Origin of the sequence: Phenylobacterium sp., from assembly GCF_041913825.1 — a bacterium.
In the GTDB taxonomy this organism is placed as follows: domain Bacteria; phylum Pseudomonadota; class Alphaproteobacteria; order Caulobacterales; family Caulobacteraceae; genus Phenylobacterium.
This window is the reverse complement of record NZ_JAYSEO010000001.1, coordinates 266557-293147: the sequence shown is the minus strand read 5'-3', so window position 1 is coordinate 293147 and position 26591 is coordinate 266557. Positions and strand designations below refer to the sequence as shown.

Genomic DNA, 26591 nt, shown 5'->3' with positions numbered 1-26591 from the left:
GGGGGCGGGCTGCGCCTCCGGAGCCGCCGCAGGCGCGGCGGGGGCCGGCGTCTGGGCGTGGGCCGCACCGGCGAGGCCGGCGGCGAGGATCAAGCTGGCGAAGGCAGTACGCATGGACGTTCCCCTGACTTTTCAGCGCGGCATCAAACAAAAGGCCGGCGCCGGAGGCAAGGCCCCACGGCGCCGGCTTTGCGTCACCCGGTCACGTGCCCGTTAGGCGGCTTCGACCGCGTGTTCGGCGAGCACGGTCAGGCCTTCCGGCGTCACGTCGGCGAAGCCGCCGCGGATGTCGTAGACCGTGACCTGGCCGTTGTTGTGCACGCGCAGTTGGCCTTCCTTCAGCGCCGTCATGAACGGCGCGTGGTTGGCGAGGACGCCGAAGTCACCTTCGGCGCCCGGCGCGTCCACCTGGTCCACGGGGCCCGAGAACAGCTCGCGCTCCGGAGAGACCAGGGAGAAGTGGAGCTTCTGAGCCATGGTCGCTTAGGCTTCCGCGGCCAGCTTCTCGGCCTTGGCCACCGCTTCCTCGATGGTGCCCACCATATAGAAGGCGGCTTCCGGCAGGTGGTCGTACTCGCCGTCGCAGATGGCCTTGAACGAGCGGATCGTGTCCTTCAGCTCGACGAAGGCGCCGGGCGTGTTGGTGAACTGCTCGGCCACGTGGAACGGCTGCGACAGGAAGCGCTGGATCTTCCGGGCGCGGGCCACGGTCAGCTTGTCCTCTTCCGACAGTTCGTCCATGCCCAGGATGGCGATGATGTCCTTCAGGGCCTTGTACTGCTGCAGGATTTCCTGCGTGCGGCGGGCGACCTGGTAGTGCTCCTCGCCGATCACCAGCGGGTCCATGATCCGCGAGGTGGAGTCCAGCGGGTCCACGGCCGGGAAGATGGCCTGGGCGGCGATGTCGCGGCTCAGCACGGTCGTGGCGTCCAGGTGGGCGAACGAGGTGGCGGGCGCCGGGTCGGTCAGGTCGTCGGCGGGCACGTAGATGGCCTGCACCGAGGTGATCGAGCCCTTGTTGGTCGAGGTGATCCGCTCCTGCAGGTTGCCCATCTCGGTGGCCAGGGTGGGCTGATAGCCCACGGCCGAGGGGATGCGGCCCAGCAGCGCCGACACTTCCGCGCCGGCCTGAGTGAAGCGGAAGATGTTGTCGACGAACAGCAGCACGTCCTTGCCTTCCACGTCGCGGAAGTACTCGGCCTGGGTCAGGCCGGTCAGGGCGACGCGGGCGCGGGCGCCCGGCGGCTCGTTCATCTGGCCGTACACGAGGGCGCACTTGGAGCCTTCGGTGGAGCCGTTGTTCTTCTTCGGGTCCACGTTCACGTTGGACTCGATCATCTCGTGGTAGAGGTCGTTCCCTTCACGGGTCCGCTCGCCCACGCCGGCCAGCACGGAGTAACCGCCGTAGGCCTTGGCGATGTTGTTGATCAGCTCCTGCATGGTCACGGTCTTGCCCACGCCGGCGCCGCCGAACAGGCCGATCTTGCCGCCCTTGGTGTAGGGGCACATCAGGTCGATGACCTTGATGCCGGTGACCAGCACTTCGGCCGAGGTCGATTGCTCCGCGAAGCTCGGGGCTTCGCGGTGGATCGGGGAGAATTCGGCGGTGTTGATCGGGCCGGCCTCGTCGATCGGCTCGCCGATGACGTTCATGATGCGGCCGAGCGTGCCCGGGCCCACCGGCACGCGGATCGAGGCGCCCGTGTCGGTCACCGGCTGACCGCGGGTCAGGCCCTCGGTGGTGTCCATGGCGATCGTGCGGACGGTGTTCTCGCCCAGGTGCTGGGCGACCTCGAGCACCAGGCGGAACGGCTGGCCGGTCCGTTGATCGGTGTTGGAGGTCTCCAGGGCGTTCATGATGGCCGGCAGGTGGCCTTCGAACTCGACGTCGACGACGGCGCCGATGACCTGGACGATGCGGCCCGTGGCCACGCCGGTGGCGGCGGGGACCTGCGGGGCGGCGGCGGAGGCCTTGGCCGGGGTGCGGCGGGGCTTCTTGGGGGCGGCGGCTTCAGACATGTCTCGGCTCTTTTCGGATTAGAGCGCTTCGGCGCCGGAGATGATCTCGATCAGCTCCTTGGTGATCTGCGCCTGGCGTGAGCGGTTGTACTGCAGGGTGAGGCTGGCGATCATGTCGCCGGCGTTGCGGGTGGCGTTGTCCATCGCCGTCATCTGGGCGGCGAAGAAGCCCGCCTGGTTCTCGAGCATGGCCGAGAACAACTGGGTGGTGATGTTACGGGGCAGCAGTTCCTCGAGGATCGCCGCCTCGTCGGGCTCGTACTCGTAGGCCGCGCCGCGCAGGTCGACGGTCTGGCCGCCCTCGACCACTTCCGCCGGGATCAGTTGGCGCACGGTCGGCACTTGGCTGACCACCGACTGGAAGCGGCTGTAGACCAGGGTGACCACGTCCACCTCGCCGGCCTCGAACATCTCGCGGATCTTCGCGGAGACCTCTTCGGCCACGGCCAGGGACGGATTGCCGCCCGCCTCGTAGGCGCCGGCCGAGCGGTCGCCGTAGAGCCGGCGGAGCTGGTCGCGCGCCTTGCGGCCGATGGTCAGGACGCGCACGTCCTTGCCCTCGGACTGCAGGCGGGAGATCCGCTCGCGCGCGGCGCGCACGATCGAGGAGTTGAAGCCGCCGGCCAGGCCTCGGTCCGAGGTCGCCACCACGACGAGGTGGCGGCGGTCCGAGCCGGTGCCGACCAGCAGGCGCGGGGCGCCGTCGCCGGACACGCCGGAGGCCAGGTTGGCGATCACCGCCGCCATGCGGCTCGCGTAGGGCCGGGCGTTCTGGGCCGCGTCCTGCGCGCGCCGCAGCTTGGCGGCCGCGACCATCTGCATCGCCTTCGTGATCTTCTGCGTGGCCTTCACGCTTCCGATCCGATTGCGCATCTCCTTGAGGCTGGGCATCCCCGGCTACTCTCTCCGTGCCGCCAGCGACTTAGGCGAAGTTGTTGGCGAAGGCGCCGAGCACTTCCTTCAGGCGGCCTTCGACCGGCCCGAGGTCCTTCTTCGTGCGGATCTCGTCCAGGATGTCCTGGTGCTGGGCGTGCATGTGCGCCAGCAGCTCCTGCTCGAAGCGGCCGACCTGCGCGGTCGGCACCTTGTCCAGGTAGCCGCGGGTGCCGGCGTACACCGACACGACCTGCTCCTCGACGGCCAGCGGCGAGTACTGGGGCTGCTTGAGCAGCTCGGTCAGGCGCTCGCCGCGGGCGAGCTGACGCTGCGTCGCCACGTCGAGGTCCGAGCCGAACTTCGCGAAGGCGGCCATTTCCCGGTACTGGGCGAGCTCGCCCTTGATCGGGCCGGCGGCGTTCTTCATCGCCTTGATCTGGGCCGAGGACCCCACGCGCGACACCGAGATGCCGACGTTCACCGCCGGGCGGATGCCCTGGAAGAACAGGTCCGTCTCGAGGAAGATCTGGCCGTCGGTGATCGAGATCACGTTCGTCGGGATGTAGGCCGACACGTCGTTGGCCTGGGTCTCGATGATCGGCAGCGCGGTCAGCGACCCGAGGCCGTTGTCCTCGTTCAGCTTCGCGGCGCGCTCCAGCAGACGGGAGTGCAGGTAGAACACGTCGCCCGGATAGGCTTCGCGGCCCGGCGGACGGCGCAGCAGCAGCGACATCTGGCGGTAGGCGACGGCCTGCTTGGACAGGTCGTCATAGATGATCACGGCGTGCATGCCGTTGTCGCGGAACCACTCGCCCATGGCGCAGCCCGAGAAGGGCGCCAGGAACTGCAGCGGGGCCGGCTCCGACGCCGTCGCCGACACCACGATGGTGTAGTCCAGCGCGCCGCGCTCCTCGAGCGTCTTCACGATCTGGGCCACGGTGGAGCGCTTTTGGCCGATGGCGACGTAGATGCAGTACAGCTTCTGCGACTCGTCGCCGCCGGCGTTGACCTGCTTCTGGTTCAGGATGGTGTCGATGGCGACGGCGGTCTTGCCGGTCTGGCGGTCGCCGATGATCAGCTCGCGCTGGCCGCGGCCCACCGGGATCAGGGTGTCGATGGCCTTCAGGCCGGTCTGCACCGGCTCGTGCACCGACTTCCGCGGGATGATGCCCGGCGCCTTCACGTCCACGCGGCGGCGCTCGGCCACGTTCACGATCGGGCCCTTGCCGTCGATGGGCTCGCCCAGCGGGTTCACCACGCGGCCGAGCAGGCCCTTGCCCACCGGCACGTCCACGATCTCGCCGAGGCGGCGGACTTCGTCGCCTTCACGGATGGCGCGGTCTTCGCCGAAGATCACGACGCCGACGTTGTCGCGCTCCAGGTTCAGGGCCATGCCCTTCACGCCGGCGGAGGGGAACTCCACCATTTCACCGGCCTGGACGTTGTCGAGGCCGAACACACGGGCGATGCCGTCGCCGACCGACAGCACCGAACCCACGTCGGAGACGTCGGCTTCTTCGCCGAAGTTGGCGATCTGCGACTTGAGGATGGCCGAAATTTCGGCGGCGCGGATGTCCATAGTCTTACGCTCTCTTGAGGGCGAATTTCAGGGAATCGAGCTTCGACTTCAGCGAAGCGTCGAACAGACGGGAGCCGACCCGCACCTTGATCCCGCCCAGGAGGGCAGGGTCGACGCGGGTCTCGATTTCAGGGTCCTTGCCGAGCGCCTGGCGCAGGGCCTGCTGGACGCCCTGGGCCTGGGCCGGGGTGAGGGGGACGGCGGTGGTCACCTGGGCGGAGACCGCGCCGCGCGCTTCGGCAGATAGGCGCTCGAAGGCGGTGATGACAGAGGCGAGCGCGCCGGCGCGCCCATTCTGGGCCAGCAGGCCCAGGAACTTCTGCGTCGTGGGATGGAACGCCGCCCGCTGGGCGATGGCCGCCAAGCCCTTGCCCTTGGCCTCGGCGTCGAACGCCGGGGAGGCCAGCAGGATCTGAAGGTCGCGGCTGTCCGCCAGCGCCGCCTTCAGGGATTTCAGGTCGGCCTCGACGGCCTGGACCTGGTTCTGGTCTTTCGCGAGATCGAACAGGGCCTGGGCATATCTGCCGCCCACGTTCGAAGCCTGGGAATCGTCCGCCACTTAATGTCCGCCCGGTGCGTCTTAGGAGCCGCGACAGGTCGATCCCGCCGCGATCTAAAGGCCTGAAAGCGCTAAAGAAAAGCGCTTCGGTCCGAGACGTTGTGAAAACGCCCGGCCCAAAGCCGCGCGCCTAGTATCACGCGATGTGCGGCGCCGCAACCGAAGCCCCCGACGCCTCGGCCGGGAAACGCCGCCGCCCTGCCCCAGCGGAAGCGCCGCCGATCCGCGGATCCCGGGGAACAACGTTTGCCCAATGACGGTTGGGCGCGCGGCGGAGCTTGCCGGCGGCGCTCCGTACAGGGACGGAACACTGGCTGGGGAGCTGGGCATGTCGACATCAACCACCGCAGCGGCGGCGGGCGCAGGCTCGCGCATCGCCATCCAGAGCACGCCGCGGACCGCAGGCGAGAACAACGCCGGAGACATCATCTTCAGCTTCGGGGTTATGCGCGCCGACGACCTGAGCCAGGCCACCACCGTGCGCTGGCAAGTGAGCGGCGATGGCCCCAACCCGGTCAGCGCCTCCGACTTCCCGGGCGGCGTGTTCCCGTCCGGCGAGGTCACCTTCGCGCCGGGCCAGCGCGAGGTCTTCCTGCAGGTGCCGTTCCTGAACGACAGCCAGTGGGAGCCGGACGAAGGCTTCAAGGTCACCCTCACCGAGGCGTCGAACGGAACCATCGTCGACGCGGTGGCCACCATGACGGTGAAGAATGACGACCCCGGGCCCTACCTCGCGTTCGGCAGCGCCACCGCGCCGCCTGCCGAGGGGGACACCGGATACGGCGAGTACGCGTTCACTGTCCAGCTCGGCCGCGCCCAGCCGGACGCCAGCACCACCGTCAACTGGTCCGTGGAGGGCAGCGGCGCCTCGCCGGCGTCCGGCCTGGACTTCTTGGGCGGGATCCTGCCGTCCGGAACGCTGACCTTCGCGCCCGGCGAGACGTCGAAGATCATCGTCGTCCGCGTGGCGGGCGATACCGAGCAGGAGGCGCCGGAAGGCTTCACCGTGCGCCTGCACGACGCGAGCTTCGGGCCGTTGAGCCCGGCCCCGTCGATCTCGGGCACCATCCGCAACGACGACGAGGGCCCCGCTGGCGTCCGCTTCGCGCCGGAGCCGGCCGGGACGTCCACGCCGGCCAAGCCCGAGGGCGGCGGCAACGTCGCCACCGTCTTCGAATACGCGGTGGAGCGCACCGGCGAGATCTCCACCCCGGTCAGCGTCGCCTGGTCGGTGAGCGGCTGGGGCTCGGCGCCGGCGAATGGCGCGGACTTCGTCGGCGGCGCCCTGCCCGCCGGCGTGCTGCAGTTCGCCCCGGGCGAGGCGATGAAGACAATCCGCATCGAGGTGGCCGGCGACACCGCCCGCGAGGAGCACGAGCAGTTCCGCGTCACCCTCTCCTTGCCCGTGGGCGCGACCCTGGGCGACGCGGCGCGCGAAGGCGTGATCCGCAACGACGACAGCCTGCCGACCCTGGGCTTCACCACCTCGTCGGTGAGCCTGGCCGAGGGGAACAGCGGCGCCACCGCCTTCACCTTCACCGTCGGCCGCTCCGGCGACCTCTCCGGGGCAGCGTCGGTCTACTGGCGCACGGGGCTTCCCGGCCAGGGCACGGCCGGCAAGGGCGATTTCGTTGGCGAAACCGACCTTGTGCAGGGCGAGCTGGTCTTCGCGCCCGGTGAAACCACCAAGACGATCACGTTAGAGGTGGCCGGCGACGAGCTCGAGGAGGGCGACGAGACCTTCGAGCTGACCCTCTACACCCCGCGGGGAGCCGAGCTCGGCGACGGTTCGGCCCAGGGCGTCATCCGCAACGACGACAACCCTCCGAAGCCGCAGGTGATCACCTCACCCGCCCCGGGGTCGGCCCTGACCGGCGGCGAGGCCGGCGACACCTTCCACGCGCTGGCCGGCGACACCCTCACCGGCCGGGGTGGGCCGGACGTGTTCAGCCTGCGCGACATCCCCTCGACCCCGGCGACCGTGACCGACTTCACGCTCGGTTCCGACCGGCTCGGGCTGTAGTCGCCGCTGGTCCAGGCGGGCTACACGGGCGCCAGCCCGGAGGCTGACGGCTGGATCAGCTTCCGCTACGACGCCGGCGGCGCCCAGGTGCTGCTCGACCGCGACGGTCCCGGCGCGGCTCATGCGCCCGAGGCGGTCTTCGCCCTGGCCGGCGTGAACGGCGGCCTCTCCTGGTCCGACGTCGCCGCCGCAAGGGTGAGCTCCCGGTTCAGCCTCGGCCTGGTGGCGGATCGCATCAATGAAGCCGACGGCGGCTTCGACCTCGTCATGACCCGCGCCAACGCCACGGCCTGGGACCACGCCACCTGGTCGATCGGCCACGGGTCCGAGGACCTCGACCTGCGCGGGTCGGACTTCCCCGGCGGCCGGCATCCGAGCGGCACGGTGATCTTCGCGCCTGGCGAGACCCGCAAGGTGATCCACGTCGACCTGCTGAACGACACCGTGCCGGAGGACACCAAGGACTTCCGGGTGGTGCTGAACGGGTTCTCCGGCCAGCAGGGCTGGGTCTACGACGACGACACCGGCGCCATCGTGCGGCTGGTGCGGGTCGACGCCGACACCGCGGAGGGCAGCGGGGCGCCCGGCCTGATGCGGATCGAGGTGCTCCGCCAGGGCCCCACCGACGGCACGACGGTGGTGGGCTGGCGCACGGAGGCCTTCGGCGCCCTCTCGGCCGACCCCCTCGACTTTCTCGGCGGAGCGTTCCCGTCAGGGACCCTGACCTTCGCGCCCGGCGACACAACCAAGACCATCGTCATCGAGCTGGCCGGCGACACCGCCGTCGAGCCGGAGGAAGGCTTCCTGGTGAAGCTCGACGCCAACGTCACGGGCGGCCGGATCATGGGCGGCGAATCCGAGATGGTCGTCGGCATCCTCAACGACGACGCGTGGACCCAGGACCAGGAGATCCGCGCCTCGGGACCCGAATCGCAGCTCCGCGGCGGGTCGGGAAACGACACCCTGTACGCCAGCGGCGGCGGCGACCGCATGGAGGGCGGGCCGGGAGCCGACCGCTTCCTCTTCGGGACGGAGCCCTGGAAGCCGCACCTCATCGTGGATTTCAAGCCGGGGGTGGACGCGCTCGACGTCTCGGCCGTCTTCCGCGCGGCAGGCTACACGGGCGCGGACCCCGTGGCGGACCGGTACGTGAAGCTGCTCGCGCAGGGCCGCGACACCCTGGTGCTGTTCGACCGGGACGGCGCCGGCCCGAGCCCCGAATGGCCGAACTATGTGCTGAAGCTGCAGGGCGTGCAGACCGCGGGCCTGACCTGGGCGCAGCTCACGACGGCCGCGGCGGAGCCCGAGCCGCCGCCGCCGCCGCCGCCGCCGCCGGACCCTGAACCCGAGCCCCAGCCGGAGCCCTCGAACGAAGGCGAGACCTTCCGCTCGCCCGGCCCGGGCTCGACCCTGACCGGGGGCGCGGGCGACGACGCCTTCTACGCCAGCCGCGGCGATGACGTGATCACAGGCGGCGCGGGCGCGGACCGGTTGGTCATCGAGGCCGAGCCCTGGTCCCCGATCGTCATCCGCGACTTCACCGTCGGCACGGACCGGCTCGACCTCTCCGCCCTCTTGCGGGAGTGGAACTACGCGGGCTCGAACCCCGTGGCCGATCGCTACGTGGAGCTGCGCGCCAGCGGTTCGGACACCCTCGTGCTGGTGGATCGGGACGCCCTCGGCCCCAATCCGCAATGGGGCAACTACATCCTGAAGCTGGAAGGCGTCCCCGCGGGCGGGCTCACCTGGTCGAAGCTGACGGGAGGCTCGGGAGGGAGCGGTTCGGGCGGGAGCGGTTCGGGCGGGTCCCAGCCGCCGCCGACCACCAACCCGCCGCCGTCCGGCTCCGGATCGGACGCGGCGCCGGGGCAGTTGCTGGTCTCGGACCAGTATGGCGACGCCCTGGCCGGCGGCTCCGGCGCCGACACGCTCCGGGCGGGCCAGGGCCCCGACCGGCTGACCGGCGGGGCGGGCGGCGACCACTTCGTGTTCCGCGACCTGCCCTGGAACGCCGGCGCGGTCGCCGACTTCACGCCGGGCCTCGACGTGCTCGACCTGCGGCCGCTCTTCCACGCCGCAGGCTATGCCGGAAGCAACCCGCTGTCCGACGGACGGCTGGAGTTCCGTCCGGACGGCCAGGGAGGGACCCAGGTCTATGTGGACAGGGACGCGGCGGGCGCCGGGGACTGGCCGTTCCTGGTCACCACCCTCTCCGGCGTGGCCCCGTCGCAGCTCGGCGCGGCCGACTGGTTGTTCTGATCGGTGACCGCGGTTCGCCTGATCGAGGCGGACCGCCGGCCATCCGCCGAGCGCTGCAGCAGAAAACCGAGAAAGGAAGCTCCGCCCTAGGAACATACCGGCTTTTCATACGGTTGACGCGCCGGGTGGGTGCGTCTTCCGCGCGCCGCATCCGTCTGGTCGCCGCGCCGCAGGGCGCAGAGTTTGGGTCGCCCCATGAACCTCACCCCCTCGCCCGGGCTTCGCGCCCGCGTGTCCTGGAGCCGCTGACATGCCCGGGACGCTTCCTGTCATCAACAATCCCACGCCGCCCGGCGGCCAGCTCTTCGCCAGCGAGCAGTCCCTGCCGCAGGGCTCCGCGCCGAACCCGGGCGGCGTGACCCGCGGCTGGACGTTCAGCATCAGCGCCGAGGACGGGATCGGCGACCTGACGATCGGCGGCTTCACCGCCATAAGCGCCGGCGTGTTCACGGCCGGGCGCGTGGACGTCGGCTTCGGCTACCTCTCGATCGACAGCTACGATGCGGCGAGCGGCCAGGTCGCGGTCAGCTTCACGATCACCGGCCCCCATCACAGCCCGAACCCCGGGGCCCAGCAGAAGTACGGCGACTTCCAGAGCTTCCAGGTTGTCCTGACCGACCGGGACGGGGACAGCGCCACCTCCTCGCTCGCGGTGCAGATCCGCGATGACGAGACGCTCGCCCTGAGCAGCGACAGCGCCACGGTCACCGTGGGCGGCGCGGTCACCGGCAACCTGGTGACCGGCGGCACGCCGGACCGGTTCACGGCCGACGGCTTCGGTCAAATCGTCCAGATCAGCCCGCGCGACTGGACGAACGCCGACACCACGCCCGACGCCCAGGGCCGCTTCAGCGTCACCGGACAGTACGGCGTGCTCACTGTCGCCCCGAACGGCGACTACACCTATACGCCCAACGCCGGCGCGCCGGCCGGCGTCACCGACGGCTTCACCTACTGGGCGACCGACGGCGACGGCGACCGGTCGAACGCGAACCTCACCATCACCTTGCAAGCCGGATCGCAGCCACCCTCGGGGGAAGGCCAGGTGATCACCTCGCCGGGACCGGGCTCCACGCTCGCCGGCGGCTCGGGGAACGACACCCTGATCGCCAGCCAGGGCGCCGACGTGCTGACCGGCGGCGCCGGCGCCGACGCCTTCGCCTTCAAGGCCCTGCCGTGGAGCGCCGGGCGGATCACCGATTTCGTGGTCGGCGCGGACCGGCTGGACCTCTCGGCCATCTTCCAGTCGAGCGGCTACACGGGCGTCGACCCGATCGCCGACGGCCGCCTGACACTCCAGAGCGACGGCGCCGGCGGCACGAAGGTGCTCTTCGACCGGGACGCGCCGAACACCGGCGACTGGCCCTTCCACGTCACCACCCTCCAGGGCGTCAGCCCCGTGGGCCTGACCTGGGCGCAGCTCTCCGGCGGGACCACGTCTTCGCCGCCGGCCGGCGCGGTCACCTTCAGTGTCACCCCCACCAGCATCAGCCAGGCCGAAGGCGGCGCGGACGGGGTGACGGAGTATCTGTTCACCGTCACGCGGAACGGCTCCACGGCCGGCGTGATGAGCGTGGACTACACCTCGGCGGGCGTCGGCCCGAACCCGACCTCGCCTGACGACTTCTGGAGCACCGGCGGCGTGCTGCGGTTCGGGGACGGTCAAGCGTCGGCGACCGCCCTGATCCGCGTCCGGGGCGACGGCGCCGCCGAAGCCGACGAGACCTTCGAGCTGAAGCTGCTGAACGTCACCACCAGCGGCTCGCCGGCGACCGGCACGATCCGCAACGACGACACCGCCCAGCCGCCGCCGTCCGGCGACGGTCAGGTGATCACCTCCTCCGGGCCGGGCGCATCCGTCACCGGCGGCTCGGGGAACGACACCCTGATCGCCAGCCAGGGCGCCGACGTCCTCACGGGCAATGGCGGGGCGGACAGCTTCGCGTTCCGCGTCCTGCCCTGGAGCGCCGGCCGCATCACCGACTTCACCGTCGGGACGGACAGGCTCGACCTGACGGCGATCTTCCAGTCCAGCGGCTACACGGGGGCCGACCCGATCGCCGACGGGCGCGTGACCCTGCAGAGCGACGGGTCGGGGGGAACCAAGGTGTTCTTCGACCGTGACGCGCCCAACACGGGCGACTGGCCGTTCCACGTGACCACCCTCCAGAACGTCGGCCCGGCGGAGCTGACCTGGGCGAAGCTCTCCGGCGGCGCCGCCAGTCCGCCGCCCTCGGGCGGCTCGGAGATCCGCTTCCTCAGCGCCGCGGCCAGCGGAACCGAGGGCAGCTCCGGCGGCACGAGCAGCTTCGGCCTGACGGTCCAGCGCACGGACAGCCAGGGCCCGGCCAGCGTGGAGTGGCGGCTGACGCCTTCGGGCGCCAACCCGGTGGACGCCTCGGATTTCATCGGGGGGATGCCCGTGACCGGCGTGGTGACCTTCAACGCCGGCGAGCAGGTCCGCTACATCGTGCTCACGGTGAACGCCGACACCACCGCCGAGCCGGACGAGACCTTCACCCTGCAGCTATCCAACGCGCAGGGCGGCGTTCTCGGCCAGAGCACCCAGGTGGTGACGATCCGCAACGACGACGCCGCCCAACAGCCCGCCGCCGCCGACGGGCAGGTGCTGACCTCCGACCAGTATGGCGACGTCCTCACGGGCGGGGCGGGGAACGACACCCTGATCGCCGGCCAGGGCCCGGACAAGCTGACGGGCGCGGGCGGCGAGGACCGGTTCGTGTTCGACAAGCTGCCGTGGGTGCGGGGCGAGATCAGCGACTTCACGCCAGGCGAGGACCTGCTGGACCTCTCGGCGCTCGCCCCCGGCTACGCCGGCTCCGACCCCGTTCGCGACGGGGTGTTGCAGTTCCGCGACGTGGGCGGAGCCACGGAGGTCTTCGTGGACCGGGACGGGGCCGGCGGCGACTGGCCGATCGGTGTCACCCTGCTTCGCGGCGTCACGCCCTCGCAGCTCGGGGCCTCCGACTGGCTCTTCTGAGCGGGCATGAAAAAGGGGCGCCGGCCTTGGCCGGCGCCCCGCAGTTCAGAAGCTCGACAACAGAGCTGCTGGGAGATCGGTTACTGCTTGGCGAGCTGCGGGCCCTGGCCGGCCTTGGCGAAGGCCTGGGCATTGCAGTCGGCGAGGCGGGCCTCGTCCATGACCTTGCGGCCGGAGAAGGCGGCCACCGGGCCGACCTTGGACGCGATGGTCTTGCAGGCCTGGCCCGAGAAGGTCTGGGAGGTCGGGGCCGCCGCCACGCAGGCGTCACCTTCGCAGACGAACATGGCGCCGCCGGCGATGAACTTCGTCTTCTCCGCGACCGGCTGCTGCAGCTTGGCGGTGACGGACTCGCCCGCGAAGGCGGAACCGGCGGCGAGGGTGGTCAGGGCGGCGCAGGCCGCGAGGATTTGGAGCTTCACGAGAGCCCTCCAGCGTTTCGGGGAGAAATCGGCGTCCCTGCTCGAAGACGCCGGCTCAGGCCCGCCACGGAGACCGCCTCGGGTATCCCCACCCTTGGCGCGCAACGAACTAAGCATCGCTAAGATAACAGTGTTAAGATCGGGAGCAACCGCTTTTTTCGTAAGGCGGCTATGCGCGGATGCAGAGCTCGCCCCGTTCATGTCTCGTCAACGTTGTTTGCCGTTGGGTGGCGGTGATAAGGAACGCCCCCGGCCGGGGGGCCACTCTCTCTAGGACGACCACATGGCCAATGCGCAGTCGCAGGGACCGGGCGGGCGCGGACCGCAGCCGCCCCGGGCCAGGCGCTCGCCCCTCCAGGCGCTGATCTACTGGACGCTGGTGCTCGGCGTCTGGGGCCTGATCTTCCTGGTGGCCTTCTTCGCGGTCTTCGCGGTCGACCTGCCCGACACGTCCAAGCTCTACGACGTCAAGCGCCAGCCCTCGATCTCCTACCTCGACCGCTCGGGCGCGCTGATCGCCGTGCGCGGCAGCCAGTACGCGCCGCCGGTCGACCTCGACGCCCTGCCGGAATACGTGCCCGAGGCGTTCATCGCGGTGGAGGACCGCTGGTACTACTACCACTTCGGGTTCAACCCCTGGGGCATCATCCGCTCGCAGATCTACAACATGCGCCGCGAGAGCGGCCCGCTGCGCGGCGGCTCGACGATCACCCAGCAGCTCGCCCGCAACCTGTTCCTGACGCCGTCGCAGAACTACCGCCGCAAGGCGCAGGAGCTGATCCTGGCGGTGTGGCTGGAGGCCAGGTTCTCGAAGAAGCAGATCCTCGAGCTCTACCTGAACCGCGTCTACTTCGGGGCAGGCGCCTACGGCATCGAGGCGGCGTCGCAGCGCTACTTCGGCAAGCCGGCCTCGCAGCTCTCGCTGGGCGAGAGCGCGTTGCTGGCCGGCATGATGAAGGGGCCGTCGCGCTATTCTCCGGTGGCCGCCACCGACCGCGCCGCCCGCCGGGCCACCGTCGTGCTCGACGAGATGGTGGAGGCGAAGTTCATCACCCCCGAGGAGCGCGAGCAGGCCTTCCGGACCAAGGTGCGGGTGAACCCGGTGCTGGCGAACCAGCGGGCGCAGTACTTCACCGACTGGGTGGACGACCAGGTGCGCGCCCTGGTGGGCGAGCCCACCGAGGATCTGGTGGTCGAGACCACCCTCGACCTGCCCCTGCAGGCGTCCGCCGAGCAAGCCATCCAGCGCGGCGTCGCCGCCGCCAAGGGCCAGGGCGTGGAGCAGGCGGCGCTTGTCTCCATCGACGGCGAGGGCCGCATCCGGGCCTACGTGGGCGGCGTGAACTACCTGCAGAGCCAGTTCGACCGGGCTACCCAGGCGAGGCGCCAGGCGGGCTCGGCGTTCAAGCCGTTCGTCTACCTGACCGCCATGGAAAGCGGCCGCACGCCGGCCACGCCGGTGGTCGACGAGCCGGTGAAGATCGGCAACTGGGAGCCGCGCAACTACACCGGCGAGTACCTCGGGCCGATCAACCTGCAGAAGGCCCTGGAGCAGTCGGTGAACACCGTCGCCGCCCGACTGGCCAACGAGGTCGGCACCTCCAACGTCGCCGCCACCGCCCGTCGCCTGGGCATCACCTCGCCCATCCAGCTCGACCCCTCTATGGCCCTGGGCGCCGTCGAGGTGAGCCCGCTGGAGATGGCCCAGGCCTACGCCCCCTTCGCCAACGGCGGCTTCCTCGCCCGTGGCTACGGCGTCGAGCGGATCCGCACGGCCTCGGGCCGCGTGCTCTACGACCACAATGTCGACGAGCCGGCCCGCCAGGCGGTCATCGGCACGCCCGCCCTGCAGTACATGAACCAGATGATGCGGCAGGTGGTCGTCCAGGGCACGGGCACGCGGGCCAACGTCCCCGGCTACGACCTGGCCGGCAAGACCGGCACCACCAGCGATTACCGGGACGCCTGGTTCGTCGGCTACACCGGCGGCTTCGTGACCGCCGTCTGGACCGGCAAGGACAACAACACCCCGATGCGCCGGGTGACCGGCGGCGGCGCGCCGGCCGGCATCTGGAAGGACTACATGGCCGCGGCCCTGCCCCGCCTGAAGGTCCAGCCGATCCCCGGCGGCGTGGTCGACCCCACGCCCGAGCCCGATCCGATCGGCGACGTCATCGACGGCATAGGCGACCTGTTCGGCGGCCGGGACGAGGAGCCGGAGCCGCCGCCCTCGGCCTTCGACCGCCGTCAGCCCGCGGACCCGCCGTTCTAGCGCCCGAAGGCGTGCAGCCGGGCGCCTTCGGCGCGCAGCCAGGCCCGGTGGCGGCGCTCGTCCCCCACCAGCGCCTTCACGTGGGCCCAGAACTTCGGCCCGTGGTTCAGCTCGAGCAGGTGCGCGCACTCGTGCGCTGCCACATAGTCGGCCACCTCGAACGGTGCGAGGGCCAGGCGCCAGGAATAGCGGATCGAGCCCGCCGTCCCGCGCGGCCCCGGTCGGCAGGAGCCCCAGCGGCTCTTGGTGTCGGTGATCGTCACCTTCGGCATCGGCGCGCCCAGCCGCGCCGCGTAATGCGCGGTGCGCTCCGTGAGCACGGCCAGCGCCCGCCTGCGGATCAGCAGGATCGCTGCCCGGGCATAGCCCTCGCCCTCGCCCATGGCGGTGATGCGGTGCGGCTCGCCGTCCGCCGCCTCGATCCAGCGCGCGCGGCCGCTGCCGGCCTCCAGGCGCACGGGCTCACCGAACACCTCCAGCGTCATGCCGGGATGGATGGGGGCGGCGGTGGGCAGCTCGGCCAGCCGCTCGGCGATCCAGGAGGCCCGCTCCCGGGCGAAGGCGGCCGCCTCCTGGAGGCGCCGGGCCGAAGGAGCGGTGGCGACGATCTCGCGCCGCGTGCGGTCCAGCCGTAGCGACACGCGCCGGGCGCGGCGGTTGATCTTCAGGGTCACGACCGCGCCGGCCACCTCCAGCCGGTCACCGTCGGACAGGGGGCGGCCGAAGGGACTCATGTCCCCTAAGACTTAGGCGGCCGCCCGCTGCTTGTCGAAGCCCTGCTCGGCGCGGCGGATGAACGCGCGCACCCGGGGGTAGATCTCCTCGCGGAACCGCTTGCCGTTGAACACGCCATAGTGGCCCACGTGCGGCTGCACGTAGTCCTCCTTCAGCTCGTCCGGCAGGCCGGCGCACAGCGCGTGAGCGGCCTGGGTCTGGCCGATGCCGGAGATGTCGTCGTTCTCACCCTCGACCGTGAGCAGGCCCACGTCCTTGATCAGCTCGGGCCGCACCGGGCGTCCGCGGTGGACGAGCTCGCCCTTGGGCAGCAGGTAGCGCTGGAACACCACGTCGACGGTCTGGAGGTAGAACTCCTCCGAGAGGTCGAGGGCGGCCAGGTACTCGTCGTAGAACTCCAGGTGCTTGTCGGCGGAGTCGCCGTCGCCCTGCATCAGGTGCTGTAGGTAGCGCAGGTGCGCCTCCTGGTGCTTCTCGAGGTTCATGGACATGAAGCTCGCGAGCTGCACGAAGCCCGGATAGACGCGCCGGCCGGCTCCCGGATAGGGGCTCGGCACGGTGTAGATCATGTTCGACTGGAACCAGGCGAAGGGCTTTTCCTCCGCGAGCCGGTTGGTGACCGTCGGCGACAGCCGGGCGTCGATGGGCGAGCCCATGAAGGTCATGGTCGCCGGGCGGCACTCCTCGCCGTCCTCGGCCATCAGGCTCACCGCCGCCAGCACCGGCGGGCCGGGCTGGCAGACCGCCACCACGTGCGGCCGCGGGCCCAGGACGCGCAGCATCTGGCGGACGTGGTCGATGTAGTCGTGGAAGTCGAAGCGGCCTTCCATCACCGGCACGTCGCGCGCGTTCGACCACTCGGTGATGAACACCTCGTGGTCCTGCAGGAAGGCCTGGACGGTGCCGCGCAGCAGGGTCGCATAGTGGCCGGACAGCGGCGCCACGATCAGCACCGCCGGCTCCAGCTCGCGGCGGCCGGCCTTGCGCATGTCGGCCATGTCGCGTGCGAAGTGGGTTAGCTTCACCCAGGGGCTCGACCAGACCTCGGTGGGCCGCACGCGGACCGGATGACCCTCGATCTCCACGGTGTCGAAGCCCCAGCCGGGTTTGCCGTACCGGCGGGTGAGGTTCGCGAACAGGTCGGCGCCTGCGTACAGGGTGCGGCCGAGGTCGCTCTCCGCCGCCGGATTGAGCGGCGAGCTCCAGAAGTCCCGCGTCAGTCGGGCCGCGTACCGCAACGGCGTCGTCGCGTAATAGCCGGCCTCGTAGAGAGCGTAGAGCATGCCCGATCCTTATTGCGCCGCAGCATTAACATGCGAGCGGTTAATCGGATGCACAAGGCACAGCTTGTTCGGCGCCGCAGCGTGACGCAGCCTAAGGGCTCAGCAGGAGGTCGCGCCGGAGCCCTGCTTCATCGCCGCACGCACCTTCTGGGCGATCTCGTCGGGCGACAGGCCGTGGCGCAGGACGCAGGCGAACTCCCCCTTCGGGTTCATCAGGTAGGTGATGGTGGAGTGGTCGACCACGTAGTCCGGCCCCTCCCCGTTCTTCCGGTAGTAGACGTGGTAGGCCTTGGCCGCGGCGGCGACCTGCTCGGGGGCGCCGGTGAGGCCCCAGGCCTGCTTCGGGAAGGCCGGGTTGGCCAGGTAGGCGGCCATCTGCTGGACGTTGTCGCGCTCCGGATCGACCGTAATCAGCACCGTCTGAAAGTCCTCGGCGTCGCGGCCCAGGACCTTCTCCGCCCCGCCCAGCGCGAACATGGTCGTCGGGCAGACGTCCGGGCAGTGGGTGAAGCCGAAGAAGACCGCGCTCCACTTGCCCTTCAGCAGCCGCTGGTCGACGGTGCGTCCGGATTGGTCCGTCAGTTGGAACGGGCCGCCCACGGCGGCGGTTTGCTGCTGCGGGCGGGTGCTGAGGATCCCCGAGCGGACAGCGAGGCCGGTGAGGATGGCGAAGGCGAGCGCGAGCAGCGCGATGACGGCGAGGGTGCGGCGGCCCATGTCGGCTTTCCTGGCGGCCCGCCCGGCGCACGATGCGCGGCGCTGAGCCATGGCGAGCATTCGGACCCCTGCGCCAAAGGCGCTGAAGCCCGTGGACCTCGATAAGACCGGCGCCCCGCCGGCGCAAGGCGCGCCCGAGGCCGAGCCCGCGAGCTTCGGCGTCCGCCGCAGCCAGCTCCGTGTCCGGACCCTGGTCACGCTGCGCTGGCTGGTGATCGCCGGCGAGATCCTCCTGCTGCTGGTCGTGGGCCTAGGTTTCGGCTTCCAGGCGCCCTACCCGCTGTGCTTCGCGGTGATCGGGGCCGGCGCCTGGATCAACCTGCTCACCGGTGTCGCCTCCCCCGGCCAGCGGGTGTTCGGCGATCGCGAGGCCACCGGCCAGCTCGCCCTCGACCTGCTGCAGATCGGGGCGCTGGTCTACCTGACCGGGGGCGCCGCCAATCCCTTCGTCCTGCTGCTGATCGCGCCGGTGACGCTCGCCGCCGCCACCCTGCCGGCCTGGCCGGTGGCGACGCTCGGCGCCCTGTCGGCGGCGATCTCCGTGCTGCTGGCCTTCGTCTACATGCCGCTGCCCGACCCGCCGGGCGTGCAGAACGTGCTGCCGGAGGCCTACCGGATCGGCGCGGCCATCGCGAACATCGCCGGCGTCGCGCTGATCGCCGGCTACGTCCGCCAGGCGGCGGAGGAGAGCGCGCGGATGGCCCTGGCCCTCGACATGACCCAGGCGGTGCTGGCCCGTGAGCAGCGGCTCTCGGCGCTGGGCGCCCTGGCCGCCGCCGCCGCCCACGAGCTCGGCACGCCGCTGGCCACCATCTCCATCGTCTCCAAGGAGATGGCCCGCGAGGCGCCCACCCCGCAGGTGAAGGAGGACGCCGAGCTGCTGATGAGCCAGGCCGAGCGTTGCCGCGAGATCCTCAAGCGGCTGTCCGAGACCCCGGACCAGGCCACCGACGAGGTCCACGAGCGCATGAGCCTGCGCCAGCTCGTCCACGAGGTCATCGAGCCGCATGCGGCGGTGAAGGGCGTCCGGGTGGAGGCGATCGTCTCCGGCGCGCCCGGCGTGAAGACCCCCGACATCTGGCGGCTGCCCGAGATCACCCATGCCATGACCTCGTTCGTGGAGAACGCCGTCGACTTCGCCACGTCGGAGGTTCTGGTCTCGGCCCGTTTCGACGCCGAGAGCGTCTCGATCGAGGTGCGCGACGACGGCCCGGGCTTCGCGCCGGAGATCCTGGCCAAGCTCGGCGAACCGTATGTAACCTCTCGCCCAGGAGTTGAGGGCGGCCGCACCGGCCACGTGGGCATGGGACTGGGATTCTTCATCTCGAAGACCCTGTTGGAACGAACCGGGGCGGTTGTGACGTTTCAGAACGGGAGGCCTCGCGGCGCGGTTGTATCCGCTCGCTGGCCCCGATCGCGCATTGAGGTGGGCGCCGGTTGACGACGCAGCCCAACTTGCCGGAAGGTGCGTTGGTGCGACAGCTTGCCGCACGCCCTAGTAGAGGGAGCCCCCGCGAGGGGTTGTTGAATGACCGATCTTTCCGCCGAGGTCGCCGCTCTTCCCGACCGGACGCTGCTGGTGCTGGATGACGATGCTCCGCTCCGGACGCGGCTCGGGCGGGCGCTGGAGCAACGAGGCTTCGAGCCCACCCTGGTGGGCAGCGTCTCGGAGGCGCTCACGGCGGTGAAGGCCCGCCCGCCAGCCTTCGCAGTGCTCGACATGCGGCTGGAGGACGGCACCGGCCTGAAGGTGGTGGAGGCGGTGCGCGAGGCCCGGCCCGACGCCAAGATCATCATGCTCACCGGCTACGGCAACATCGCCACCGCCGTACAGGCGGTGAAGGCCGGGGCGGTGGACTACCTCTCCAAGCCTGCCGACGCCGACGACGTGGCCCGCGCCCTGCTGGCCCGCGGCGACGCGGCCCCGCCGCCGCCCGAGAATCCGATGAGCGCCGACCGCGTGCGGTGGGAGCACATCCAGCGCGTCTACGAGCTCTGCAACCACAACGTCTCGGAGACGGCCCGGCGGCTCAACATGCACCGGCGCACGCTGCAGCGGATCCTCGCCAAGCGCGCCCCGCGTTAGCCTACTCCAGCGCCGTCACCTGCACGCCGGCGGCCCGCATGGCCGCCAGCCGGCCGAACGCCAGCGTCAGCGCCTTGCGCCGCGCGCCGGCGAGCGCCGCCACCGGCGCCTCGCGCAGCACCGCGCCGCCGAAGCCGTCGGCGACGATCAGCCCGGGCTCCTCCGGCAGGATCTGGCGCGGGAACTCCGGCGCGACGGCGAAGGCGAAGGCGTCGCAATAGGGCTGGTACTCGTGCCACTTCCCGTCGGTGCGGAAGTCCTCCACCGAGCTCTTCACCTCGACGATGAAGATCTGGCCCTTGGGCCCGAGCGCCATCAGGTCGGCGCGGCGGCCGTTCGGCAGGGTCACCTCGGCGAGCGGCGCATAGCCGAGCGCGGTCAGCAGTCGGGCGGCGCCGCGGGTGACCTGGGCGGTGGTCTCCGGCCGGCTGACGACCGTGGTGACCGAGACGGTGGTGACGGACACGTCCATGGCCGCACACTGTTCCGCCTTCGTTCCCGACGCAAGCTGCGCCGCGTCAGGTGAGACCGCTTATCGCACGGCTGACGGTGAACACGCCCGCCACCAGCAGGAAGAACGACAGCGAGACGTAGAGGCAGAACAGGCCCGGCCGCTCGGCCCAGCGCACGGTGTTGATCCAGGTGATCCGCCCCTGGCTGGCCGTCCTGAGCGTCCGGACCGCCAGATAGAGCGCGAGGCTGCCGAGGACGAAGAGGACGATCCTCACGCTCACTCCGCCGCGGGCGCCAGGGTCGCCCGGTCCTTGAAGTTGATCTCCTGCAGGTAGCGGATCCCGTCCTCGGCGATGTCGTCGCCGACCATCCGGTCGCCCTCGCCGGCGAGTTCGTCGAGGTCCACGTACATGGCGTAGAAGCTGCGCGTCCGCTCGGTGATCAGCCCGGCCTTCAGCAGCGTCTTGATGAGCACCCGGAACACGTTGGTGTCGCTGCGGTAGCGCCGGTTCGGGTCGCGCTCCTTCCGCCGCTGGACGATCTCGGCGACCACCCGCTCGGGATCCATGCCGTAGGTCCCGAACAGCTCGGCCATCTGGTTCGGCGCGCCGCGGTCGAACAGCAGCTTCTGGGCGCAGTGGGCGGTCCAGTCCTCCACCAGGTTCCGCTCCGCCTCGCTGAGCTGCGGGATGGTCCGGTCGGCCCAGATCTTCCCGAACTTGTGGTGGAAGGCCTCGTCCGTCATCACGAGCTGGAACAGCTTGCGGGCCAGCGGGTCGCGGTTGTGCCGGTAGCCGTGCGCGAAGGCGCCCATGGCCAGGCCCTCCACCAGCATCTGCATGCCGACGATCTTCTTGTAGACCTCCGGCGCCTCGATGATCTCCACCAGCAGCGCCTTCAGGGCCGCGCCGCACTCCACCGGCCGGCCCCAGCGGGCCTTCACGTACCTGGCGAAGGCGGTGACGTGGCGGGCCTCCTCGCGGGTCTGGTTCGCGGCGTACTCCTGGGCGCCCTGGTCCTTCAGCACGTGGCAGAGGCTGGCCGACAGGTTCAGCGCCCCCTGCTCCCCGTGCAGGATCGAGGAAAAGTTGCGAAGCTGCAGGTGGTTGATGAAGGCCACCCGCATCTTTGGGTCCCGCAGGCTCTCGTCCACGTAGGGCAGACGCAGGAAAGGCACCTGCTCCTCCGGCATCATCGCCTCGTGCTCGAGGTCGAACGGCTCGGAGAAGTCGATGTATTTCGGGTCGAGCGGATCCCAGAAGTGGTCGTGGGTGGCGCTGATGATCTTGTCGAACGCCGTGGACCTGGCGTTGTAGCGATCCAGCTCCAGCAGGGACTCGAAGTCGTCCGGCGCCACCGCGCCGTACATGACGTCCTTGGTGATGTTGCCGTCGGCCATGGCGCGTTTCCTCCCGCGCCCGGCCGGTCTGCCGCGGATCTCGTGGCGCTGGAGCGCAGTGTCCGCCCGCAAGCGCCGGCCGTCAAACGCCGTTCGACGCCCCTCGGGCACAAGAACGCCCGCCGGGTCTCCCCGGCGGGCGCGAGTGACACTCGACAGTAGAGAGAGCTATTCGGCCGCGATCAGGATCTGCTTGGCCTTGTCCTTGAAGTTGATCTCCTGGAGGTACTTGATCCCCTCCTCGGCGATGTCGTCGCCGACCATCTTCTCGCCCTCGGACTTCAGCTCGTCCATGTCCACGTAGGTGGCGTAGAAGGCCTTGGTGCGGTCGGTCACGATGCCGGCGTTGACCAGCGTCTTCACCAGCACCCGGAAGATGTTGGTGGCTTCCTTCATGTCCTGGCGGCGGGTCTCGTCGCTGACGAGCTTGCCCATCTCCTCGATCACCCGCTGCGGGTCGAGGCCGAACTCCTCGTAGAGGCTGACGTTCTGGGTGGGTGCGACGAGGTTGAAGAGCAGCGTCTGGAAGCAGTGCGCCGCCCACATCTCGATGATCTCGTGTTCCTTCTCCGTCAGGTGCGGGATGGTCCGGTCGGCCCAGATCTTCCCGAACTTGTGGTGGAAGGCCTCGTCGGTCATCACGAGCTGGGTCAGCTTCTTCGCCAGCGGGTCGTTGGTCTCGTTGAAGATGGTGGCGAAGGCGCCCATGGCCAGACCTTCCACCAGCATCTGCATGCCGATGATCTTCTTGTAGACCTCCGGCGAGCCGATGATCTCCACCAGCAGGTTCTTGAGCACCGGGCCGCATTCCACCGGCCGGCCCCAGCGCGCCTTGATGTACTTGGCGAAAGCCGTGACGTGGCGGGCTTCCTCGCGGGTCTGGTTCGCGGCGTACTCCTGCGCGCCCTGGTCCTTCAGCACGTGGCAGAGGCTGGCCGACAGGTTCAGCGCGCCCTGCTCGCCGTGCAGGATCGAGGAGAAGGTCCGCAGCGTCTGGGCGTTGGCGAAGGCGATGCGGCGCTTCTCGGTGCCCAGCACCTCGTTGACGTAGTCGAGCCGGAGCGCCCCGATCATCTTCTCCGGCAGAATCATCTGGTTCTCCATGTCGAACGGCTCGGAGAAGTCGATGTATTTCGGGTCGAGCGGATCCCAGAAGTGGTCGTGGGTCGCGCTGATGATCTTGTCGAAGGCCGTGGAGCGGGCGTTGTAGCGGTCGAGCTCGAGCATCGACTCGAAGTCGTCCGGCGCCACGGCGTCGTAGATGATGTCCTTGGTGATGTTGCCGTCGGCGGCCATCGCTTCTCTCCTCACCCTCGCGGGCGTTCTTCGACCCGTCTCAGAAGTGGTTAGCTTGAGAGGCGATCGGCGTTCCGTCAAGGAAAATGACGCAAGCGTCATCTTTGCAGATGATCCACCCGCCCCCGAGAGGCGCCGGCCGTCAGCCGGCCGCCGCCTCGATCGCGTCGATGTCGTCGTCCGACAGCCCGAAATGATGGCCGATCTCGTGCACCAGCACGTGGCTGACCAGCTCCTCCAGGGTCACCTCGCCGTTATCCGCCCACTCGTCGAGGATCGGCCGGCGGTAGAGGAAGACCATCGAGGGGTGCGGGTTCGGGTCCATCACCGAGCGCTGGGTGAGGTCGACCCCGTGGTACAGGCCGGTCAGCTCAAACGGGTCCTCCATCCCGAGCGCCGCCAGAGTCTCCTCGTCGGCAAAGTCGTGGACCTGGAACAGCACCTCGCCGGCGAGCCGGCGGAAGCCCTCGGGCAGGGCCTCGAACGCCGCCTCGGCCAGGGCGGCCAGGTCGTCGAGGGACGGCGCCTTGCCGAACCGGCTCGCGGGCTCACTCATCGGGCATCACGATATGCGGGGCCTCCGGGGGCCGGACCTCGAACAGGCCGATGTCCAGCGGCTGCTGCGGCTCCACGGGCCGAAGGGGCGCGCGGGCGATGGCTTTCAGGGTGGCGGGGTCGAGCGCCTGCTTGCCGCGGCGGGCCTGCCGCGCCTGCGGCGCCTCGATCGGTCGCTCGGCGGTGGCGATCCGCCAGTAGCTGACCATCAGCCGCCAAGCGGTGCGGGGCGGCTCGGCCGGCGGCTCGGGCCAGCGGCGGCCGTTCTCGTAGGTGGGCGAGACGGGGGGCAGCCGGGCCGCCTTGCCCCGCTCGGCGACGATCTGCTCGGCCAGCCGGCAGAAGCGGTCCTCCGGCGCCGGCGCGGCCCCGCCGCGCTCGTCGTCCACCCGGCCCTTGTAGGCGTCCAGCGCCGCCTCGCGGGTGGCGAAGGCCGGCCCCACCGGATCGGTGGTGAACACCACCGCCTCCTTGGCCAGCGCGCGGGCCTCGCGCTCGCGCGCCGCCCGCCCCATGGGCTGAGAGAGGGCGAGCTCCGCATTGGCGGCCACCGGGTACTGAATGGCGGTCATGTCCCTGATCATGCGGCAAAAGACGTAAGCACGAAACGCGCCCACCGGAAGGCAAGCCCGGTGCGCCGCAGGGCGAGCCGACGTAATCTCCAGGGGGGTGATTCGGAGTTCAGGGTGAGCGCGGACCAACTGATCCTAGCAGCCGCGGCCGGCGCCGTGTCGCTCGCCATCTGCGCCGTGCTATGGGCGCTGGCCCAGCGCCGACACGCCCAGGCCCACGTGGCCGAACTCGCCGAGCGGCTCCACCAGATCGAGGTCCGCGCCGAGGCGGCCCAGGCCTCCGCCGAGGCCTTCGACTCCGCCCTGCTCGCCGTCGAGGACGGCCACGCCATGCTGGCTTCCGGCGAGGAGAGCCTGATCACCTGCGCCGAGGCGCTGGGCTTCGCCGAGGCCGATCCCCAGGGGCTGGTCAACGCCCTGATGCGCGCCGACCCCGACCACGCGCGCCGCCTGCGCGCCCTGTTCGAGCGTGGCGAGGCCTGCGCCTTCGAAGTCCAGGGAGCGAAGGGCGCCGTCACCGTCGAGGGCCGGGCCGCCGGCGCGCTCGCCTGGCTGCGGCTCTCCGGGGTGATCGGCCAGGACGCCGGCCTGCCCACCGCGCCCCGCTTCGCCGCCTTCCTGAGCACGCGCCCCTGCCCGGCCTGGATCGCCGCCGCCGACGGCTCGCCCATCTGGGTCAACAAGGCCTGGCTGGAGGCCGCCGACGCCCAGAGCCTGGATGACGCGGCGGCCCGGGGCGTCGCCTTCGACAAGGCCGCGGACGCCATCGCCTCGGAGGCCGCCAACCTGGGCCAGCGCCGGGAGGCGGTGCGCTGGTCCACCGTGGCCGGTCGCCGTCGCGCCTTCCGCATCGCCGCCCAGCCGCTGGAAGGCGGCGGCGTCGGCGTCTGGACGGACGACGTCACCGAGCTCGAGGAGATGCGCGAGGTCCTCAAGCGCAACGTCGAGGCGCACGACGAGACCCTGAACCACATCGCCGAGGCGGTGGCCGTGTTCAGCCAGGGCAAGAAGCTGATCTTCCACAACACCGCCTTCGCCGAGCTCTGGGGTCTGGAGCCCGCGTGGCTCGGCGAGCAGCCGAACCACGGTGAGATCCTCGACCGCCTGCGCCAGCGCCGGCGCCTGCCCGAGACAGCCGACTACGGGAAGTGGAAGGCCGCCGAGCTCGAGCGCTACGAACAGCTCGGCCCCGCCGCCGACGACCTCTGGAGCCTGCCCGACGGCCGCACGCTGAAGGTCGTGCGCCAGCCGCACCCGATGGGCGGCCTGCTCGTCCTGTTCTCCGATATCACCGGCGAGCTGAAGCTGAAGGCGCAGTACAACGCGCTGATCCAGGTCCAGAAGGCCACCCTCGACAAGCTGAACGACGCCGTCGCCGTGTTCGGCTCGGACGGCCGGCTCCGGCTGCACAACGAGGCCTTCGAGCGCTTCTGGCACATCCGCCCGCAGCAGCTCGAGGCGGCCGGCGACTTCGAGGGCGTGGTCGAGCTCTGCGTGCCCAAGCTGCACGACATGGGCTTCTGGCGCGAGCTGAAGGGCCGGGTGGCCGACCCCGATCCCACGGCGCGGGCCCCCATGACGGGCGAGGTGAAGACCTCCGACAGCCGCATCGTCGCCTACCAGTCGCGCCCCCTGCCCGACGGCGCGACGCTCATCGCCTTCACCGACGTCACCGACGCCCGCAAGCTCGAGGGCGCGCTCGCCGCCAAGGAGGCAGCCCTGGCCGAGGCCGAGCGCCTGAAGCGCGACTTCGTGGGCAACGTCTCCTACGAGCTGCGGACCCCGCTCACCACCATCATCGGCTACTCCGAGCTGCTGGAGCGCTCCGGCGATGGCCTCTCGGAACGCGGCCGCGCCCATGCGGCGGCCGTGAAGTCGGCGGCCACCCAGCTCGCCCGCTCCATCGACGACGTGCTCGACATGGCCCAGATCGACGCCGAGGAGATGGCCCTCGACCTCGAGGACGTCCGCGTCTCCGACCTGCTGCTCGCCGTGGCCGCCCACTGGCAGAAGGAGGCCGAGGCCGCCCGGGTGTCGCTGGTGGTCGAGCCCGCCGAGAACCTCGGCGTCATCCGCGGCGACGCGCGCCGGCTGCGCCAGATCCTCGACCATCTGGTGGAGAACGCGCTCGGCCAGACGCCCGCCGACGGCGTGGTCACCATCGCGGCGCGAAAGGCCCTGGGCGAGATCCAGCTTCAGGTGTCGGACACTGGCCGTGGCATCCCCTTCCACGTCCAGGCGCACATCTTCGACCGGTTCATCGGCCGGGAGCGCGGCGGACCCGGCCTGGGCCTGGCGCTGGTCAAGGCGCTCACCGAGCTGCACGGCGGCTGGGTGGCCCTGGAGAGCGAGCCCGGCGCGGGCGCCACCTTCACCTGCCACCTCCCCGAGGAGGCGCACGCCGCCGCCGCCCAGCCGGAGCTCGGCCTGCTGGTCTGATTGTCGGTTTCCGGCAGGGTCGTGCGTCCTTGGGGTCGGATGCCAA

22 protein-coding genes are annotated in these 26591 nt (G+C 70.5%); 7 read left to right on the top strand and 15 right to left on the bottom strand.

The features are described 5' to 3' along the window. Window positions 1–213 precede the first annotated feature (213 nt). The 5 genes from ACE3Q8_RS01380 to ACE3Q8_RS01360 are packed head-to-tail and all read right to left on the bottom strand — an operon-like array spanning window position 214 to window position 5033. Window positions 214–477 (bottom strand): ATP synthase F1 subunit epsilon, encoded by a 264-nt coding sequence (locus ACE3Q8_RS01380; RefSeq protein ID WP_374468170.1) that lies wholly within the window; start codon window positions 475–477, stop codon window positions 214–216. Window positions 478–483: 6 nt separating this feature from the next. Beyond that, on the bottom strand, window positions 484–2019 hold the full coding sequence (gene atpD / locus ACE3Q8_RS01375; RefSeq protein ID WP_374468169.1) for a F0F1 ATP synthase subunit beta: 1536 nt from the start codon (window positions 2017–2019) through the stop codon (window positions 484–486). Window positions 2020–2037: 18 nt separating this feature from the next. Further along, window positions 2038–2910, bottom strand: a complete 873-nt coding sequence (locus ACE3Q8_RS01370; RefSeq protein ID WP_374468167.1) for a F0F1 ATP synthase subunit gamma — start codon at window positions 2908–2910, stop codon at window positions 2038–2040. Between the two features lie 31 nt (window positions 2911–2941). Next, complete coding sequence (atpA, locus tag ACE3Q8_RS01365; protein ID WP_374468165.1) at window positions 2942–4474, bottom strand: F0F1 ATP synthase subunit alpha; 1533 nt, start codon at window positions 4472–4474, stop codon at window positions 2942–2944. Window positions 4475–4478: 4 nt separating this feature from the next. Then, window positions 4479–5033, bottom strand: coding sequence for a F0F1 ATP synthase subunit delta (locus ACE3Q8_RS01360; RefSeq protein ID WP_374468163.1), 555 nt, complete (start codon window positions 5031–5033; stop codon window positions 4479–4481). A gap of 328 nt (window positions 5034–5361) precedes the next feature. Between ACE3Q8_RS01360 and ACE3Q8_RS01355 the strand changes: the two genes are divergently transcribed. The 3 genes from ACE3Q8_RS01355 to ACE3Q8_RS01345 all read left to right on the top strand — a co-directional run bounded on the left by ACE3Q8_RS01355 (window position 5362) and on the right by ACE3Q8_RS01345 (window position 12316). Then, the gene (locus ACE3Q8_RS01355) at window positions 5362–7056 is read left to right on the top strand and encodes a Calx-beta domain-containing protein (RefSeq protein WP_374468162.1); all 1695 of its coding nucleotides are present in this window, start codon (window positions 5362–5364) and stop codon (window positions 7054–7056) included. Window positions 7057–7143: 87 nt separating this feature from the next. Continuing rightward, complete coding sequence (locus tag ACE3Q8_RS01350) at window positions 7144–9315, top strand: Calx-beta domain-containing protein (RefSeq protein WP_374468160.1); 2172 nt, start codon at window positions 7144–7146, stop codon at window positions 9313–9315. A gap of 250 nt (window positions 9316–9565) precedes the next feature. After that, window positions 9566–12316, top strand: a complete 2751-nt coding sequence (locus ACE3Q8_RS01345) for a M10 family metallopeptidase C-terminal domain-containing protein (protein WP_374468158.1) — start codon at window positions 9566–9568, stop codon at window positions 12314–12316. An 80-nt stretch (window positions 12317–12396) separates the two neighbouring features. Here the strand turns inward: ACE3Q8_RS01345 and ACE3Q8_RS01340 are convergent, their stop codons facing one another. Further along, window positions 12397–12738 (bottom strand): hypothetical protein, encoded by a 342-nt coding sequence (locus ACE3Q8_RS01340; protein WP_374468156.1) that lies wholly within the window; start codon window positions 12736–12738, stop codon window positions 12397–12399. Window positions 12739–13021: 283 nt separating this feature from the next. On the opposite strand from ACE3Q8_RS01340, the gene ACE3Q8_RS01335 reads away from it, so the two are divergent. Then, window positions 13022–15010: a transglycosylase domain-containing protein gene (locus ACE3Q8_RS01335; RefSeq protein WP_374468154.1), complete on the top strand. Its 1989-nt coding sequence runs from the start codon at window positions 13022–13024 to the stop codon at window positions 15008–15010. Here the strand turns inward: ACE3Q8_RS01335 and ACE3Q8_RS01330 are convergent. The 3 genes from ACE3Q8_RS01330 to ACE3Q8_RS01320 form a co-directional block, all read right to left on the bottom strand. Then, window positions 15007–15744 (bottom strand): M48 family metallopeptidase, encoded by a 738-nt coding sequence (locus ACE3Q8_RS01330; protein ID WP_374468152.1) that lies wholly within the window; start codon window positions 15742–15744, stop codon window positions 15007–15009. The genes ACE3Q8_RS01335 and ACE3Q8_RS01330 overlap by 4 nt on opposite strands. A 12-nt stretch (window positions 15745–15756) precedes the next feature. After that, the gene (locus ACE3Q8_RS01325; RefSeq protein WP_374468150.1) at window positions 15757–17028 is read right to left on the bottom strand and encodes a polyhydroxyalkanoate depolymerase; all 1272 of its coding nucleotides are present in this window, start codon (window positions 17026–17028) and stop codon (window positions 15757–15759) included. 99 nt (window positions 17029–17127) lie between these two features. Then, a complete protein-coding gene (locus ACE3Q8_RS01320) occupies window positions 17128–17745 on the bottom strand; it encodes an SCO family protein (RefSeq protein ID WP_374468148.1) in 618 nt (205 codons plus the stop codon). A 49-nt stretch (window positions 17746–17794) separates the two neighbouring features. Here ACE3Q8_RS01320 and ACE3Q8_RS01315 point away from each other — a divergent pair, with 49 nt between their 5' ends. Together ACE3Q8_RS01315 and ACE3Q8_RS01310 are read left to right on the top strand one after the other, a co-directional pair. Further along, window positions 17795–19186 carry an ActS/PrrB/RegB family redox-sensitive histidine kinase gene (locus ACE3Q8_RS01315; RefSeq protein ID WP_374468146.1) on the top strand — a complete coding sequence of 464 codons (1392 nt, stop codon included), beginning with the start codon at window positions 17795–17797 and terminating at the stop codon, window positions 19184–19186. Window positions 19187–19273: 87 nt separating this feature from the next. Next, a complete protein-coding gene (locus tag ACE3Q8_RS01310; protein ID WP_374468144.1) occupies window positions 19274–19831 on the top strand; it encodes an ActR/PrrA/RegA family redox response regulator transcription factor in 558 nt (185 codons plus the stop codon). Window position 19832: 1 nt separating this feature from the next. Here the strand turns inward: ACE3Q8_RS01310 and mmcB are convergent, their stop codons facing one another. The 6 genes from mmcB to ACE3Q8_RS01280 form a co-directional block, all read right to left on the bottom strand. Then, the gene (mmcB, locus tag ACE3Q8_RS01305; RefSeq protein ID WP_374468141.1) at window positions 19833–20303 is read right to left on the bottom strand and encodes a DNA repair putative endonuclease MmcB; all 471 of its coding nucleotides are present in this window, start codon (window positions 20301–20303) and stop codon (window positions 19833–19835) included. 46 nt (window positions 20304–20349) lie between these two features. Beyond that, entirely contained in the window at window positions 20350–20559 is a 210-nt protein-coding gene (locus tag ACE3Q8_RS01300; protein WP_374468139.1) for a hypothetical protein, read from the bottom strand. 2 nt (window positions 20560–20561) lie between these two features. Next, the gene (locus ACE3Q8_RS01295; RefSeq protein ID WP_374468137.1) at window positions 20562–21683 is read right to left on the bottom strand and encodes a ferritin-like domain-containing protein; all 1122 of its coding nucleotides are present in this window, start codon (window positions 21681–21683) and stop codon (window positions 20562–20564) included. Window positions 21684–21851: 168 nt separating this feature from the next. Further along, a complete protein-coding gene (locus tag ACE3Q8_RS01290) occupies window positions 21852–22979 on the bottom strand; it encodes a ferritin-like domain-containing protein (RefSeq protein WP_374468135.1) in 1128 nt (375 codons plus the stop codon). Between the two features lie 142 nt (window positions 22980–23121). Then, entirely contained in the window at window positions 23122–23535 is a 414-nt protein-coding gene (locus ACE3Q8_RS01285) for a metallopeptidase family protein (protein ID WP_374468133.1), read from the bottom strand. Next, window positions 23528–24106 (bottom strand): hypothetical protein, encoded by a 579-nt coding sequence (locus ACE3Q8_RS01280; RefSeq protein WP_374468132.1) that lies wholly within the window; start codon window positions 24104–24106, stop codon window positions 23528–23530. The genes ACE3Q8_RS01285 and ACE3Q8_RS01280 overlap by 8 nt, the downstream gene beginning before the upstream one ends. Window positions 24107–24220: 114 nt before the next feature. On the opposite strand from ACE3Q8_RS01280, the gene ACE3Q8_RS01275 reads away from it, so the two are divergent. Then, a complete protein-coding gene (locus ACE3Q8_RS01275) occupies window positions 24221–26545 on the top strand; it encodes an ATP-binding protein (protein WP_374468130.1) in 2325 nt (774 codons plus the stop codon). Window positions 26546–26591 lie beyond the last annotated feature (46 nt).